The 15,519-nt window shown below is 54.4% G+C and carries 14 protein-coding genes; 8 read left to right on the forward strand and 6 right to left on the reverse strand.

Translation table 11 applies throughout. From position 1 onward, the window contains the following. The first annotated feature begins 184 nt into the window (after positions 1–184). The 4 genes from glnA to ACOI7Z_RS23355 all read left to right on the forward strand — a co-directional run bounded on the left by glnA (position 185) and on the right by ACOI7Z_RS23355 (position 4,471). Positions 185–1,594, forward strand: a complete 1,410-nt coding sequence (gene glnA / locus ACOI7Z_RS23340) for a glutamate--ammonia ligase (protein ID WP_004203622.1) — start codon at positions 185–187, stop codon at positions 1,592–1,594. 188 nt (positions 1,595–1,782) lie between these two features. Further along, the gene (gene glnL, locus ACOI7Z_RS23345; RefSeq protein WP_004203621.1) at positions 1,783–2,832 is read left to right on the forward strand and encodes a nitrogen regulation protein NR(II); all 1,050 of its coding nucleotides are present in this window, start codon (positions 1,783–1,785) and stop codon (positions 2,830–2,832) included. A gap of 8 nt (positions 2,833–2,840) precedes the next feature. Next, entirely contained in the window at positions 2,841–4,250 is a 1,410-nt protein-coding gene (gene glnG, locus ACOI7Z_RS23350; RefSeq protein ID WP_002882749.1) for a nitrogen regulation protein NR(I), read from the forward strand. A 110-nt stretch (positions 4,251–4,360) separates the two neighbouring features. Further along, on the forward strand, positions 4,361–4,471 hold the full coding sequence (locus tag ACOI7Z_RS23355; protein WP_004152951.1) for a YshB family small membrane protein: 111 nt from the start codon (positions 4,361–4,363) through the stop codon (positions 4,469–4,471). A 35-nt stretch (positions 4,472–4,506) separates the two neighbouring features. Here ACOI7Z_RS23355 and hemN read toward each other — a convergent pair whose 3' ends face one another. Next, complete coding sequence (gene hemN, locus ACOI7Z_RS23360) at positions 4,507–5,880, reverse strand: oxygen-independent coproporphyrinogen III oxidase (RefSeq protein ID WP_050534191.1); 1,374 nt, start codon at positions 5,878–5,880, stop codon at positions 4,507–4,509. A gap of 188 nt (positions 5,881–6,068) precedes the next feature. Further along, positions 6,069–6,575 (reverse strand): Der GTPase-activating protein YihI, encoded by a 507-nt coding sequence (gene yihI / locus ACOI7Z_RS23365; RefSeq protein ID WP_087849066.1) that lies wholly within the window; start codon positions 6,573–6,575, stop codon positions 6,069–6,071. A gap of 584 nt (positions 6,576–7,159) precedes the next feature. Here yihI and yihA point away from each other — a divergent pair. After that, positions 7,160–7,795, forward strand: a complete 636-nt coding sequence (gene yihA, locus ACOI7Z_RS23370; RefSeq protein WP_023291493.1) for a ribosome biogenesis GTP-binding protein YihA/YsxC — start codon at positions 7,160–7,162, stop codon at positions 7,793–7,795. Between the two features lie 360 nt (positions 7,796–8,155). On the opposite strand, the gene polA is transcribed toward yihA, so the two are convergent. Then, complete coding sequence (gene polA, locus ACOI7Z_RS23375; RefSeq protein ID WP_048296380.1) at positions 8,156–10,948, reverse strand: DNA polymerase I; 2,793 nt, start codon at positions 10,946–10,948, stop codon at positions 8,156–8,158. A gap of 396 nt (positions 10,949–11,344) precedes the next feature. Here polA and ACOI7Z_RS23380 point away from each other — a divergent pair, with 396 nt between their 5' ends. Beyond that, complete coding sequence (locus ACOI7Z_RS23380; RefSeq protein WP_060591356.1) at positions 11,345–12,253, forward strand: acyltransferase; 909 nt, start codon at positions 11,345–11,347, stop codon at positions 12,251–12,253. A gap of 39 nt (positions 12,254–12,292) precedes the next feature. Here ACOI7Z_RS23380 and dsbA read toward each other — a convergent pair whose 3' ends face one another. From dsbA to ACOI7Z_RS23395, 3 genes are all read right to left on the reverse strand, one after another. Beyond that, positions 12,293–12,916, reverse strand: coding sequence for a thiol:disulfide interchange protein DsbA (dsbA, locus tag ACOI7Z_RS23385; RefSeq protein ID WP_004203613.1), 624 nt, complete (start codon positions 12,914–12,916; stop codon positions 12,293–12,295). A gap of 27 nt (positions 12,917–12,943) precedes the next feature. Then, positions 12,944–13,930: a serine/threonine protein kinase gene (locus tag ACOI7Z_RS23390; protein ID WP_004203612.1), complete on the reverse strand. Its 987-nt coding sequence runs from the start codon at positions 13,928–13,930 to the stop codon at positions 12,944–12,946. A 75-nt stretch (positions 13,931–14,005) separates the two neighbouring features. Further along, on the reverse strand, positions 14,006–14,275 hold the full coding sequence (locus ACOI7Z_RS23395) for a YihD family protein (protein WP_002882612.1): 270 nt from the start codon (positions 14,273–14,275) through the stop codon (positions 14,006–14,008). A gap of 71 nt (positions 14,276–14,346) precedes the next feature. On the opposite strand from ACOI7Z_RS23395, the gene mobA reads away from it, so the two are divergent. Together mobA and mobB are read left to right on the forward strand one after the other, a co-directional pair. Beyond that, the gene (gene mobA / locus ACOI7Z_RS23400; RefSeq protein ID WP_023291489.1) at positions 14,347–14,928 is read left to right on the forward strand and encodes a molybdenum cofactor guanylyltransferase MobA; all 582 of its coding nucleotides are present in this window, start codon (positions 14,347–14,349) and stop codon (positions 14,926–14,928) included. Next, positions 14,925–15,431: a molybdopterin-guanine dinucleotide biosynthesis protein MobB gene (mobB, locus tag ACOI7Z_RS23405; protein WP_023291488.1), complete on the forward strand. Its 507-nt coding sequence runs from the start codon at positions 14,925–14,927 to the stop codon at positions 15,429–15,431. Before mobA ends, mobB begins: the two co-directional genes overlap by 4 nt. Positions 15,432–15,519 lie beyond the last annotated feature (88 nt).

Here is a 15,519-nt window from a genome sequence, read left to right on the forward strand (position 1 = left end):
GGTGCATTATCTCCATCATGGTGCAGTCCTTTTGCACTATGGTGCGCATGATACAGCGTTTTATAGGGCATTTAAAAGTTGGCACAGATTTCGCTTTATATTTTTTAAGGCAACAACGCCACTTTTAAGCAGTATGAAGTTTTCGTTACCACGACGACAATGACCAATCCGGGAGAGTTTAAGTATGTCCGCTGAACACGTTTTGACGATGCTGAACGAGCACGAAGTGAAGTTTGTCGATCTGCGCTTCACCGATACCAAAGGTAAAGAACAGCACGTCACGATTCCGTCTCATCAGGTAAATGCCGAATTCTTCGAAGAAGGCAAAATGTTTGATGGCTCCTCGATTGGTGGCTGGAAAGGTATCAACGAATCTGACATGGTCCTGATGCCGGACGCTTCCACCGCGGTCATTGACCCGTTCTACGAAGAACCGACCCTGATCATCCGCTGCGATATCCTCGAGCCAGGCACCCTGCAGGGCTATGACCGTGACCCGCGCTCCATCGCGAAACGCGCTGAAGAGTACCTGCGCGCCACCGGCATTGCTGACACCGTCCTGTTTGGGCCAGAACCAGAATTCTTCCTGTTCGACGACATCCGTTTCGGCGCCTCTATCTCCGGCTCCCATGTCGCGATCGATGACATCGAAGGTGCGTGGAACTCCTCCACCAAATACGAAGGCGGTAACAAAGGTCACCGTCCGGGCGTGAAAGGGGGTTACTTCCCGGTTCCGCCAGTAGACTCTTCTCAGGATATCCGTTCCACCATGTGTATGATCATGGAAGAGATGGGCCTGGTTGTTGAAGCTCACCACCACGAAGTGGCTACCGCAGGTCAGAACGAAGTGGCAACCCGCTTCAACACCATGACCAAAAAAGCGGACGAAATTCAGATTTACAAATACGTTGTTCACAACGTCGCTCACCGCTTCGGTAAAACCGCGACCTTTATGCCGAAACCGATGTTCGGCGACAACGGTTCCGGTATGCACTGCCATATGTCTCTGGCGAAGAACGGCACCAACCTGTTCTCCGGCGACAAATACGCAGGTCTGTCTGAGCAGGCGCTGTTCTACATCGGCGGCGTAATCAAACACGCTAAAGCCATCAACGCCCTGGCGAACCCGACCACCAACTCCTACAAGCGTCTGGTCCCGGGTTACGAAGCGCCGGTTATGCTGGCTTACTCTGCCCGTAACCGCTCTGCCTCCATCCGTATTCCGGTGGTGACCTCTCCGAAAGCGCGTCGTATCGAAGTGCGCTTCCCGGACCCGGCTGCCAACCCGTACCTGTGCTTTGCGGCGCTGCTGATGGCTGGCCTTGATGGTATCAAGAACAAAATCCATCCGGGCGAAGCAATGGACAAAAACCTGTACGACCTGCCGCCGGAAGAAGCGAAAGAGATCCCGCAGGTTGCCGGTTCTCTGGAAGAAGCCCTGCAGGCCCTGGATGCTGACCGCGAGTTCCTGACAGCTGGCGGCGTATTCACTAATGACGCTATCGATGCTTACATCGCCCTGCGTCTGGAAGAGAACGACCGCGTACGCATGACTCCGCATCCGGTTGAGTTCGAACTGTACTACAGCGTCTAATTTTGCTGTAAATCCAGGGTATGTCGTGTTGTGGCGCGAGATGCCCGGGATATTTTGTTGCCGTGGAAACTTTCAGCCCATCTCAGGATGGGCTTTTTTCTCCACCAACACGCTGATCTCGCGAGCTTTTTACCGATAAAAAGCTATACTGCACTAAATTGGTGCACTCTTTTTCAGGAGACTGTCGAATGGCAACAGGCACACTGCCCGATGCTGGGCAGATCCTTAACTCTCTTATCAACAGTATCTTACTGGTCGATGACGACCTGGCGGTGCACTTTGCCAATCCTGCGGCCCAGCAGCTGCTGGCGCAGAGTTCGCGCAAACTGTTTGGCACCCCGTTACCTGAGCTGTTGAGCTATTTCTCATTAAATATCGGGCTGATGCAGGAGAGTCTGCAGGCGGGCCAGGGTTTTACCGATAACGAAGTGACGCTGGTTATCGATGGCCGCTCGCATATCCTGTCGCTGACCGCCCAGCGGCTGCCGGAAGGCTTTATTCTGCTGGAAATGGCGCCGATGGATAACCAGCGCCGCCTGAGCCAGGAGCAGCTGCAGCACGCGCAGCAGGTCGCCGCCCGCGATCTGGTCCGCGGCCTGGCGCACGAGATTAAAAACCCGTTAGGCGGCCTGCGCGGCGCGGCACAGCTGCTCAGCAAAGCCCTGCCCGACCCGGCGCTAACGGAATATACCAAAGTGATCATCGAGCAGGCCGACCGGCTGAGAAATCTGGTCGATCGCCTGCTCGGGCCACAGCATCCGGGCATGCACGTTACCGAAAGCATCCACAAGGTCGCCGAACGGGTAGTGAAACTGGTCTCGATGGAGTTGCCGGACAACGTGAAGTTGATCCGTGATTACGACCCCAGCCTACCGGAACTCCCCCACGACCCGGATCAAATTGAACAGGTGTTGCTGAACATCGTCCGTAATGCGCTGCAGGCGCTGGGGCCGGAAGGGGGCGAAATTGTTCTCCGTACCCGGACCGCTTTCCAGCTGACGCTGCACGGGGTGCGTTATCGCCTCGCCGCCCGTATTGACGTCGAAGATAATGGCCCGGGTATTCCGCCCCAGCTCCAGGATACGTTGTTTTATCCGATGGTCAGCGGCCGCGAAGGCGGTACCGGCCTGGGCTTATCTATCGCCCGCAGCCTTATCGATCAGCACTCCGGCAAAATTGAATTCACCAGCTGGCCGGGTCATACCGAATTTTCGGTATACCTGCCTATTCGGAAGTAGAGGTGTTTATGCAACGAGGGATAGCCTGGATCGTTGATGACGATAGCTCCATCCGCTGGGTGCTTGAACGCGCGCTCACCGGAGCCGGCTTGAGCTGCACAACGTTCGAAAGCGGCAATGAGGTGCTAGATGCCCTCACCACCAAAACCCCGGATGTACTGCTGTCAGATATCCGTATGCCGGGAATGGATGGCCTGGCGCTGCTCAAACAGATTAAGCAGCGTCATCCAATGCTTCCGGTCATCATAATGACCGCGCATTCCGATCTGGACGCCGCGGTCAGCGCTTATCAACAAGGCGCGTTTGATTATCTGCCCAAACCTTTTGATATCGATGAAGCCGTCGCCCTCGTCGACCGGGCGATTAGCCACTATCAGGAGCAGCAGCAGCCGCGAAATGCGCCGATAAGCAGCCCCACCGCCGATATCATTGGCGAGGCGCCGGCCATGCAGGATGTCTTTCGCATTATTGGCCGTCTGTCGCGCTCATCCATCAGCGTGCTGATCAATGGCGAATCCGGTACCGGTAAAGAGCTTGTCGCTCATGCCCTGCATCGTCATAGCCCGCGCTCAAAAGCGCCATTTATCGCGCTGAATATGGCGGCGATCCCCAAGGACCTGATCGAATCGGAACTGTTTGGGCATGAAAAAGGGGCCTTTACCGGCGCCAATACCGTCCGTCAGGGTCGCTTTGAACAGGCTGACGGCGGTACGCTGTTCCTGGATGAAATTGGCGATATGCCGCTGGATGTCCAGACTCGCCTGCTGCGCGTTCTGGCGGATGGCCAGTTTTATCGCGTGGGCGGTTACGCGCCGGTGAAGGTCGATGTGCGGATCATCGCCGCCACCCACCAGAATCTGGAGCAGCGGGTGCAGGAGGGGAAATTCCGTGAAGATTTATTCCACCGCCTGAACGTGATCCGGGTGCATTTGCCACCGCTGCGCGAGCGTCGGGAAGATATTCCTCGTCTGGCCCGCCATTTTCTGCAGATTGCCGCCCGCGAGCTAGGTGTTGAAGCCAAACAGCTGCATCCGGAAACGGAGACAGCGCTGACCCGCCTGGCGTGGCCGGGCAACGTTCGCCAGCTGGAAAACACCTGTCGCTGGCTCACCGTCATGGCCGCCGGCCAGGAGGTGCTGACGCAGGATCTGCCGAGCGAACTGTTTGAGACCACCATTCCTGATAGCCCGACGCAGATGCAGCCAGACAGCTGGGCGACGCTGCTGGGTCAGTGGGCCGATCGGGCGCTGCGCTCCGGTCATCAAAACCTGCTCTCAGAAGCGCAACCCGAAATGGAACGCACGCTGCTGACAACCGCCCTGCGTCATACTCAAGGACATAAACAGGAGGCTGCGCGCCTGCTGGGATGGGGTCGTAATACCCTGACGCGTAAGCTAAAAGAGTTGGGTATGGAGTAGGGTTTAACGGCGTGATGAAAAATAGCCGATCAGCGCAAAGTGCTGCTATTTTGTACTTTACTGTTCCGATGAGTTGAGTATGATCGTGCCCGGCATTAGGGGAGAGCATCATGTTTGAATCACTGGTGAGTATGATATCGAGCGGCGCCGCTGCGAGTCACACGCCGCAAACGGCAGTCGCTGCCGTGCTGTGCGCTGCGCTGGTCGGGCTGTTCAGCTAATTGTTCCCCCTCTCCTGCGGGAGAGGGGGAAAACATTAAATCACCCGTGAGAACTGCTGCATCCGAGCCTTTTGCCGGAGATAGGCATCAAAGCACATGCAGATGTTGCGGATCAGCAGGCGGCCTTTCGCCGTTACCTGGATAGCCTTACTCTCCACCACCACCAGCCCGTCATGCGCCAGCGGCGCCAGCAGTTTCAGGTCCTCGGCAAAATAAGTCTGAAAATCCACGGCCCACTGCGCTTCGACGGCATCAATATCCAGACGGAAGTTACAGATCAACGCCTTAATCACGTCGCGACGCAAACAGTCGTCACGGGTTAACGCGATCCCGCGCCACAGGGCGTTCCCTTGCTCTGCCACCTGCTGGTAGTACTGCTTCAGCTCTTTTTGGTTCTGAGCGTAGCTGTCGCCAATCATGCTGATCGCAGACACGCCCATCCCCAGCAAATCGGTATCGCCCTGAGTGGTGTAGCCCTGGAAATTGCGATGCAGTACGCCGTGACGTTGCGCGACCGCTAATTCATCATCAGGACGCGCGAAGTGGTCCATGCCGATAAACTGATAGCCCGCCGCCGTCAGCGAGCCGATGGTCTCCTGGAGGATCTCCAGCTTCTGTTCAGCAGAGGGCAGATCGGCATCTTTAATTTTGCGCTGTGCGGCAAAGAGCGTGGGCAGATGCGCGTAGTTAAACACGCTCAGGCGGTCAGGGTTGAGCTCGGCGACCTTTTGCAGGGTGAAGGCAAAGCTCTCCGGCGTTTGCTTCGGCAGGCCGTAGATGAGGTCGATATTGGTCGAAGTAAATCCAATCTCCCGCGCATGGCGAAGCAAGTCAAAGATGAACGCTTCGTCCTGCTCGCGGTTAACCAGACGCTGAACCTCTTTATTGAAGTCCTGCACGCCCATACTCAGGCGGTTGAAACCCTCAGCGCGTAAATGATCGAGGACATCCAGCTCGATTTCACGCGGATCGACCTCGATAGAGATCTCGGCTTCGGCGCTGAAATGAAAATGGGTACGCAACAGATCCATCAGGCGACTGATTTGCGCCTTATTGAGATAGGTCGGCGTGCCGCCTCCCCAGTGCAGTTGCTTAACCTGACGGTTGGCAAACAGCGGCGCGCGGTGGATGATCTCCTGTTCAAGGAGATCGAGATACTGATCGGCCTTATGCTGCTGGCGGGTGACGATCTTATTGCAGCCGCAGAAATAACACAGCTTATGGCAAAACGGGATATGAACATACAGCGACAGGGGACGCTGTGGGTAACGGGCCACAGCGGCATCGAATTCCGCCGCGCCGAATTGTGGTGAAAACTCCAGCGCGGTGGGATACGAGGTATAGCGCGGCCCGGAATAGTTATATTTCTGGATCAGGGCCAGATCCCAGTCGATTATCTGCTCAGACATGCTCACTCCTTCCGATGGTGCCGCCGACGGGTACGCCGTCCCGGCCCCACCGCACCGCGGGTCATGAGCCGGTTGCGCAGCCATTTCTGACGCCGCGACAACCGTCGTAGTTTAACGAATAACCACAGCAGATAACATATAACCAGAAGGGTTATAAACAGTACCGGGGATCCGATGGGATGCAAATGTTAGTTTCCACCCTTCAGCAGACGCATCATATCTTCCTGACGCTCTTCCTCTTCTTCATCTTCGTCATCGTAAGAGAGGCCGAGCTGCTGCATCAGCTCATCAATACGATCCAGTTTGGCATCCACCCAGCTCTGCTCTTCAGCATTCAGGGTACCGCCCTCTTCCAGACGTTCCAGCAGCGCGTCCAGGCGCTCATCATTCTCCAGCAACTCCAGCTCAGCCTGCGGTGAAAGCATAGGTTTCTCGCTCTTTGGTTTATGCTGCTTGGGAGCTGGAGCGCTGCTTTCGCTCGCGCCCAGCGGGATTGGTTTTTTGCTGCCCAAGCGCGGATCTTGCGCCTGGCGCTGTTTTTTACCCGCTGAAGCCGCATCGCCGCCGTTCGCGCGACTTCCTGCCGCGTGGCCACGATGTTTCTTCTGCCGTTTGCGATCGCGAGCTTCCTGATTTAACTCTTCACGCGACTTGCGGCCGGATTTGCCACGGGTGGCGGATGTCGGTTTTTTCATGGTGTGTAATCTTCAGACAGTATTATTCAGTATAGAATTGAGGCGGAATCTAGCAGAAAGCAAGCAAAGAAAAAAGGCGACAGATTACTCTGTCGCCTTTTTCCTCACTGACCACCCTTAACGGGCTCTTCTTTCCCTGTTCGCTAACGACTTACCCTGTCTTTCCCTTAGCGTCCAACGGTCCCTGTTTCTTCCTTTTCCCTTTGAAACGTTTCCAAAACGCGTGTCATCCTGACAATCCTGTGGTCTTCGCCTCCTGGCGCTTCCTGACCCCTCGTCCTGAGTCCTCATCCTTTTCAGCATCCTCGCCGTTGTGTATTACTTTACCGTGTTGACAAAAATCGACAACCAGTCTGGCCGTTAAAAATCTACTTTCAGATTTCTCTATTTTTATAATTTATTTAGTTTCATATGGTTATGATTTATTGGCCTTATTTTTCTCAGGCATGTCCTATACGAAGAATAGCCAATGTCTCACAAAGTGCAGGGTTTTTACTTACAGAACCGGCGTGCGGTAAAAACAGCCTTTTTCTGCTGTTCAGGTATAATCCCTGCCATAGCCTGTTTTAACGGAGACGACCGTCTTGACCAACTGGAATTATCAACTGACGCACTTTGTCACCAGCGCGCCAGATATCCGCCATCTTCCTGCCGATACTGGTATTGAAGTGGCATTCGCCGGCCGCTCCAATGCGGGAAAATCCAGCGCACTGAATACGCTGACCAACCAGAAAAGCCTGGCGCGGACCTCCAAAACGCCCGGACGTACACAGCTGATTAACCTGTTCGAAGTTGCCGAAGGCAAACGCCTGGTCGACCTGCCCGGCTATGGTTATGCGCAAGTCCCGGAAGAGATGAAGATCAAGTGGCAGCGCGCGCTGGGAGAATATCTGGAAAAACGTCTGTGCCTGAAGGGCCTGGTGGTTCTGATGGACATTCGCCACCCGCTTAAAGATCTCGATCAGCAGATGATCCAATGGGCGGTAGAAAGCGATATTCAGGTGCTGGTGCTGCTGACCAAAGCCGATAAGCTCGCCAGCGGCGCGCGTAAAGCGCAAGTGAATATGGTGCGTGAAGCGGTACTGGCCTTCAATGGCGATGTCCAGGTTGAACCCTTCTCCTCGCTGAAAAAATCTGGCGTGGATAAGCTGCGACAGAAGCTGGATAGCTGGTTTAACGAAATCCCGCCGCAGGAAGAAGAGCGCGCCGCAGACGAGTAATCGTCACGAACAGCCGGATAAGAGCGTACCGCGCCTTATCCGGGTTCCTCTCCAGAATCAAGCACAAGCGTGTCCTGTCCCTTTGCCACTTTTCTTTCGCGCAATAAAAAACGCCCCGGCCATAAATGACCGGGGCGGCTAAAATATTCAGCCAAATCCGATTACGTGAAGTAAAAGGTCTGAAAGATAGAACATCTTACCTCTGTACCCTACGCGAATAACTCTACTCTTCTTTCGCTCACGGATAAAGCATTTTTTGTAGTTTTTTTTCACTATTTACATAGCAAATTCAAATGATCCTCACAAAACTCTATAAGTTATGTTGCTTACTTACAGAAAATCGCGTTGCGCTTTGTATACTTAGTGCGCTTGATCCCAGTTTTCTCCGCTGCCCACTTCCACCAGCAACGGTACCGCCAGCGTAGTGCTGTTCTCCATCAGTTCGTGGATCTTTTTCGATACGGCATCGAGCTCATCTTTATGCACTTCAAAGACCAGTTCATCGTGAACCTGCATGATCATCCGCACGCGAGGCTTCTCGCTGCGCAGCCATTCATCAACGGCAATCATCGCCCGCTTGATGATATCCGCAGCCGTCCCCTGCATCGGGGCGTTAATCGCCGCACGTTCCGCACCGGCGCGACGAGCGCCATTGCTGGACTTGATATCCGGTAAATAGAGTCGACGGCCATCCAGCGTTTCAACATAACCTTGCTCCTTCGCCTGTGCGCGGGTGCGCTCCATATACTCCAGCACGCCCGGATAACGCTCGAAATAAAGATCCATGTACTTCTGCGCTTCTTTACGCGGGATGTTCAGCTGGCGGGCCAGGCCAAAGGCGCTCATGCCATAGATCAGACCGAAGTTGATAGCTTTCGCACTGCGCCGCTGTTCGCTGCTGACGCTGTCCAGCGGTAAGCCAAACACTTCAGCCGCCGTCGCCCGGTGAATATCCTTCCCTTCCGCGAAGGCGGTCAGCAGGCCTTTATCCCGCGACAGGTGCGCCATAATGCGCAGCTCGATTTGCGAGTAGTCCGCCGAGACAATGACGTAATCTTCCGGCGCGATAAACGCCTGGCGAATACGGCGCCCTTCTTCGTTACGCACCGGAATGTTTTGCAGGTTAGGATCGGTAGACGACAAACGGCCAGTGGCGGTAACCGCCTGATGATAGGAGGTATGCACGCGGCCCGTTTTGGGGTTAATCATCAGCGGCAGCTTATCGGTATAGGTCGACTTCAGCTTCGCCAGCCCACGGTACTCCAGAATCACCTTCGGCAACGGGTAATCGAGCGCCAGCTCTTCCAGTACCTCTTCAGAGGTTGACGGCGCGCCGCCCGGCGTCTTCTTCAGCGGTTTGATACCCTGTTTTTCAAACAGGATCGTTTGCAGCTGTTTGGTGGAGGAGAGATTAAACGCTTCCCCGGCGATCTCATGCGCCCGCTGCTCCAGCTCAACCAGGCGCTGGGCAATTTCCTGCGAGTGCGCATGCAGCACGGCGGGGTCGATTTTAACGCCATTGCGCTCAACGCGAGACAGCACCGGCACCAGCGGCATTTCAATGTGCTGGAAGATATTTAGCGGACCTTCATGCTGCTGCAGCTTCGGCCACATTTTCAGATGCAACTGAAGCGTGACGTCGGCGTCTTCCGCCGCGTAGCGACCAGCCTCTTCCAGCGCAATCTGGTTAAAGGTGAGCTGATTCTTACCCTTGCCAGCGATCTCTTCGAAGGTAATCGTTTTATGCTTCAGCCAGCGGTCGGAAAGACTGTCCATATCGTGGCGGCCCGCCACGCTGTCGAGAATGTAAGATTCCAGCATGGTATCGAACGCAATCCCGCGCAGCTCAATGTCGTAATTAGCCAAAATGCCGCGATCGTATTTGAGATTTTGCCCAACCTTGAGCAGCTTCTCATCCTCCAGCAGCGGTTTAAGCAGCGCCAGCACGCGCTCGCGCGGGATCTGGTCCGGCGCATCAAGGTAATCATGCGCTACCGGGACATAGGCGGCCACGCCCGGCTCAACAGCGAATGAAAGGCCGACCATGTTGGCGGAGATGTTATCCAGGCTGTCGGTTTCCGTATCAAAGGCAAAGAGCGGCGCCTGCTTCAGCTTATCGATCCAGGTGAGCAGCGTGGCCTCATCAAGGATAGTGACATAGTGCTCTGCTGAAAGTGCAGTAGCGGCTTCAACCTCTTCTTCGGCTTCTGCCGCTGCTGCAGGCACTGCAGGTTTCGCAGCCGGTTTGCCCCCCTTCGCCTGCAGCCATTTCCCGGCTTCAACGTCGGTGGTCCAGCGCTTAAACTCATACTGTCTGAACAGCGCTAGCAGATCGTCTGCCGCCGGCGGCTGCACCTCAAGCTCTTCACAAGTGAGCTCCAGCTCGACGTCGGTTTTGATGGTCGCCAGCTGATAAGAGAGATAAGCCACCTCCTTGTTCTGCTCCAGCTTCGCCGCCATCGTTTTCGCGCCGCGGAAGCTCAGTTCAGCGATTTTCTCCGGTTCCGCATACAGCGTATCGAGGCCGCCAAGGCCTTGCAGCAGCGCCTGGGCGGTCTTTTCGCCCACGCCCGGCACGCCAGGAATGTTATCCGAGGAGTCGCCCATCAGCGCCAGGAAATCAATAATCAGCTCCGGCGGAACGCCGTATTTGGTAACCACCTCATCCGGCCCGAGGATAGTGTTGGTCATGGTATTGATCAGGGTGATCCCCGGCGTCACCAGCTGGGCCATGTCTTTATCGCCGGTACTGATCAGCACCGGACGTCCGGCCCTTTCCGCTTCCCGCGCCAGGGTGCCAATCACATCGTCAGCTTCGACGCCCGGGACTGCCATCAGCGGCAGCCCCATCGCTTTCACCATCTTATGCAACGGCTCAATCTGCGCGCGCAGATCGTCCGGCATCGGCGGGCGATGAGATTTGTAATGTTCGAACAATTCATCACGGAAGGTTTTCCCTTTCGCATCAAAGACCACGACGGCATGAGTCGGTTGATACTGCAGAATCAAACTGCGCAGCATATTCAGTACGCCGTACATAGCCCCGGTGGGCTCCCCTGCGCTGTTAGTCAGCGGCGGAAACGCATGATACGCCCGATAAAGATAGGAGGAGCCGTCAACGAGGATGAGAGGGTTTTCTGGGATCTGAACCATAATTTCCGTGCCTGTTTATCAGATTATGGATAAAGGATGCCACAGACGGGCATGAAATCCTGAATTTTTCCCGCATTTCGCGGAAAAGATTCAACGATCGTCGCGATCGCGCGACAACTTAGCTTGTGGATAACTTTGTGCATAGTTTTACAACGTCAGCTTATCCGCCCCGGGAAATAAATGAATAAATAGTATTAATTACTATTTATCAATCACTTAAAAACAGATCAACGATCCTGGCATTAATTTGATGACCTAATCTTCCATGTGGATAGAAGATCCTTGTTTTTTTCTGTTCTGGTAAGACCCGTCATTTGCCGCGTTTTCTGGTAAAATCAGCCCCTTGCGCAGCTTAAAGGCGCTCTTTGTCAGCCTAACTTTCTGAATAAACTAACTATGTCGAGATTACTCGCTGCGATAACACTTCCGCTGAGTATCGCCTTAACCATCTTAGTCACCGTTATCTGCTCTGTACCGATCATCGTCGCCGGGCTGATTAAACTGCTGGTCCCCATTCCAGCGGTATGGCGCTCTATATCCGTTTTTTGCAATTTTATGATGTACTGCTGGTGCGAAGGGCTGGCGCTGCTGTTGCATCTCAATCCCTGGCTAAAATGGGACGTCCAGGGTCTGGAAGGCCTGAACAAAAAGAACTGGTATCTGCTGATCAGCAACCACCACAGCTGGGCAGATATCGTGGTGCTGTGCGTACTGTTCCGCAAGCATATTCCGATGAATAAGTACTTCCTTAAACAGCAGCTGGCGTGGGTACCGTTCATCGGTCTCGCCTGCTGGGCGCTGGATATGCCTTTTATGCGCCGCTATTCGCGTAGCTATCTTATTCGTCACCCGGAACGCCGTGGTAAAGATGTCGAAACCACCCGCCGTTCATGTGAGAAATTCCGCTCACATCCGACGACTATCGTCAATTTCGTGGAAGGCTCGCGTTTTACCGACGCAAAAAAGCGCGAGACGCGCTCCCCTTACCACAATCTTTTACCACCGAAAGCGGCAGGTATTGCCATGGCGCTCAATGTTCTCGGTTCGCAGTTCGATAAACTACTGAACGTTACGCTGTGCTACCCGGAAAATAATGCAAGGCCGTTTTACGACATGTTAAGCGGCCGACTGACGCGCATTGTGGTTCGTATCAATCTGGTACCGATTGGCGAGGAGCTACACGGCGATTACGTCAACGATAAGAACTTTAAGCGTGGCTTCCAGCGCTGGCTGAATGGGCTGTGGGAAGAGAAAGACCGTCAGTTAACTGACATTATGCGGGACAAAGAAAGGGCGCCACGGTAAAGCAGATAGAGTAACGCCGGTCAGTGACCGGCGTTTTTTTTATTTCTTCTCAACCAGCTGCTTCACGGTATCCGCATACTGAGCGACGAAGACATCCATATTGCTGGTGTCCATCCCCTGCGGGTTCAGCTGGTACTTACCATTGACGTACATAGCCGGTACCCCCTGCAGCTGCAGATCGGCTGCCGCTTTCTCCTGCTGAGCGACCAGAGATTTCACCACGAAGCTGTTCCATGCGGCATCGTAGTCTTCCCCTTTCACGCCAGCGTCGACGAACACTTTACGAATGTCAGCCAGGCTCTGCACGGTCTGGTTTTTCTGCACCGCTTCGAACATCGGCGCCGTAATTTTATCTTCAACGCCCAGCGCGATGGCAACAGCCCATGCCTGCGTCAGCTCCTTGCCCAGCGGCCCCAGGAACTCGACGTGGTATTTGGTCATTTTGGTGCCTTCTGGCAGTTTCTGGCGCACGCTGTCAGAGACATGCAGCACTTCTTCAAACTGATAGCAGTGCGGGCAGTAGAATGAAAAGAACTCAAGCACCTGTGGCTCGCCAGCAACCGGCTTATCAAGGGTGATGTACTGCTTGCCGTCGGTGATCTGGGCAGCGGATGCACTAAAAGCCAGAATCATACCAGCCAGCGCCAGCCAAACTTTTTTCATGATTTACTCTCTCCTGGATATATCACATTAATACATTGGCGTTAACTGAAGCGGGGGTTCCTGTAGAACCTTCACCTGCTCGAGAAAAGTAGACGTCTGCCCTCGCCAGTAATCCTCCCCGGTTAACCAGGGGAAATTAACCGGGAAAGCCGGATCGTCCCAGCGTCTGAGCAACCACGCCAGATAATAAACCAGTCGCATGGCGCGTAAAGGTTCAATAAGCGCGATTTCATCGCTGTTAAAGGGGCTGAATTCCTCATAGGCCTCGACGATGGTCTCCAACTGCATACGCTGTTCAGCCTTATCGCCGTTGAGCAGCATCCACAGATCCTGAATCGCCGGGCCGGTTCGCGCATCGTCTAAGTCAACAAACAGCGGCCCATCGCGCCAGAGGATATTGCCTGCATGGCAGTCACCATGCAGGCGCAAAGTAGTCCCGCCACCGTGCCATTGGGTCATGACAGCAGCGATGAGTTTATCGGTCGCCTTCAGGAAATCGGCCTTCAGGCCTGACGGGATAAGCGTCGACTGTTCAAATACCTGGCGCGGTTCCAGCAGATACTCCTGCACGCCAATCTCCGGACGCGCAGAAAAGCGCTGTTTGCGCCCGGTCTGGTGCAGGCGCCCAAGATAACGGCCAACCCACTCCATCTGATCAAGGTTATCCGCCTCGAACTGTCGGCCGCCAAGGCTTGGGAAAACGGCAAAATAAAATCCCTGATGCTGATGAAGCGTACTGTCGTTAAATAACAGCGGCGCAGCAACGGGCACTTCATCTTCTACAAGCTGAAGCGCAAACTGGTGTTCTTCAAGGATCTGCGCTGCCGACCAGCGCTCAGGACGATAGAACTTCACCACATAGCGATGACGCTCTTCGTCCTGGAACTGATAAACGCGGTTCTCATAGCTGTTCAGCGGGGTAAGACCGGAGTCCACCCGCATACCCAGATCGAATAATCCATCGATAATGGTATCCGGGCGAAGCGTCTGAAAAGTAAAAGCCTTATCGTGCATCCTGACATCCGATAATCGTACGAATAGTTCAGGATATCATCTCATTGCGCTTTACGCGGCAGCGCTTACAACCTTTTACTCTTTTATTACGCCGCGGGCGCGCAACAGCGCGGTTTTAAAGTCCTCTTCATAATCCTTCTGAATACCCGGGATGACAGCATCTTTTGAAGAGTCACGCATCTTCAGGTGATAGATCAGAATATCGTCGGAAAGATCGCTCAGTTCGCCATCATAGCCGGCCTCTTTCGCCAGCTTCTGCAAAAATTGCATCAGGTTCAGTTCAGGCTCTTTCTGCCAGGCGGGCTGGAGGAGTTCAATTACTTCATTCAGACGTTTACATTTCATGGTCATGCTCCTTACTCTTGATAGGGACAAGTTAACAGGGTCAATCCCACAATGAAAGAGGCGATATTCATATGCAAAGCGAGGCGATAACCGGCGTCGTGCTGGCGGGCGGCAGGGCCACGCGAATGGGCGGCATTGATAAAGGATTACAGTTGCTCAATGGACGTCCTCTCTGGCGACACGTCGCGGAGGCATTAGCTCCGCAGGTAGATGAGTTAGTGATTAGCGCCAACCGTCACCTTACGCAGTGGCAAGCCAGTGGATATCCGGTGTTTCGTGATACGCAGGCGGGGTACCCGGGTCCTTTAGCCGGTATGCTTGCCGTGATGCAGCAGGTCGCGAGTCCATGGTTTGTTTTTTGCCCCTGCGACACGCCCTTCATTCCGTCATTTTTAGTTGAGCGCTTTATCCAGCAAAAAAGCGCTGCGCCGGTGGTTTGGGCCCATGACGGCGAACGGGATCATCCCGCCGTTGCGCTGGCGCATCGGCAAATTATTCCGCATCTGGAGGCCTATCTTGCCAGCGGCGAACGCCGGGTAATGGTGTTCATGCGCCAGATGGGCGGCCATCCGGTTAGCTTCAGCGAGGTAAAATCGGCTTTTATGAATGTGAATACGCTCGAGGATTTGCAACGTATGCAGGAGCCATCATGATCCCGCTATTAGCGATTGCCGCCTGGAGCGGTACAGGGAAAACGACATTATTAAAGCGTCTCATTCCTGAGCTGTGCGCTCAAGGATTACGCCCTGGTCTGATCAAGCATACCCATCATGATATGGACGTGGATAAGCCGGGCAAAGATAGCTATGAATTGCGCAAGGCGGGCGCTGCGCAAACCATTGTCGCCAGCGAACAGCGGTGGGCGCTGATGACCGAAACACCCGAGAAGCCGGAATTAGATCTCACATGGCTGGTCAGTCGAATGGATGCCAGCAGACTGGACCTTGTTTTGGTCGAGGGTTTCAAGCATGAAGCAGTGCCTAAGATCCTGCTTTTTCGGCAAAACAGCGGCCATCGTGTGGAAGAGTTAACGATGGATGATCATACCATCGCCGTGGCCAGCGATGTATCGATCGCGACCTCACTTCCGCTGTTGGATTTAAATAATATTCCGCAGATTGCGACATTTATTGTCGGCTGGTTAGCGAAGCAGTAGCAGAACTTCACCCTGAGTCAGTGCTGCATAGCTTGTCCGCGCCACAGGGGCGTAGCCCCATGTCGGATCCGTAGCCCCGGTAAGCGCA

Source organism: Klebsiella sp. C283, from assembly GCF_048822555.1.
Lineage (GTDB): Bacteria > Pseudomonadota > Gammaproteobacteria > Enterobacterales > Enterobacteriaceae > Klebsiella > Klebsiella quasipneumoniae.

Coding starts and splice junctions, on each gene's coding strand:
- glnA (WP_004203622.1), top strand. CDS start 185: ATGTCCGCTGAACACGTTTTGACGATGCTGAACGAGCACGAAGTGAAG.
- glnL (WP_004203621.1), top strand. CDS start 1,783: ATGGCAACAGGCACACTGCCCGATGCTGGGCAGATCCTTAACTCTCTT.
- glnG (WP_002882749.1), top strand. CDS start 2,841: ATGCAACGAGGGATAGCCTGGATCGTTGATGACGATAGCTCCATCCGC.
- ACOI7Z_RS23355 (WP_004152951.1), top strand. CDS start 4,361: ATGTTTGAATCACTGGTGAGTATGATATCGAGCGGCGCCGCTGCGAGT.
- hemN (WP_050534191.1), bottom strand. CDS start 5,880: ATGTCTGAGCAGATAATCGACTGGGATCTGGCCCTGATCCAGAAATAT.
- yihI (WP_087849066.1), bottom strand. CDS start 6,575: ATGAAAAAACCGACATCCGCCACCCGTGGCAAATCCGGCCGCAAGTCG.
- polA (WP_048296380.1), bottom strand. CDS start 10,948: ATGGTTCAGATCCCAGAAAACCCTCTCATCCTCGTTGACGGCTCCTCC.
- ACOI7Z_RS23380 (WP_060591356.1), top strand. CDS start 11,345: ATGTCGAGATTACTCGCTGCGATAACACTTCCGCTGAGTATCGCCTTA.
- dsbA (WP_004203613.1), bottom strand. CDS start 12,916: ATGAAAAAAGTTTGGCTGGCGCTGGCTGGTATGATTCTGGCTTTTAGT.
- ACOI7Z_RS23390 (WP_004203612.1), bottom strand. CDS start 13,930: ATGCACGATAAGGCTTTTACTTTTCAGACGCTTCGCCCGGATACCATT.
- ACOI7Z_RS23395 (WP_002882612.1), bottom strand. CDS start 14,275: ATGAAATGTAAACGTCTGAATGAAGTAATTGAACTCCTCCAGCCCGCC.
- mobA (WP_023291489.1), top strand. CDS start 14,347: ATGCAAAGCGAGGCGATAACCGGCGTCGTGCTGGCGGGCGGCAGGGCC.
- mobB (WP_023291488.1), top strand. CDS start 14,925: ATGATCCCGCTATTAGCGATTGCCGCCTGGAGCGGTACAGGGAAAACG.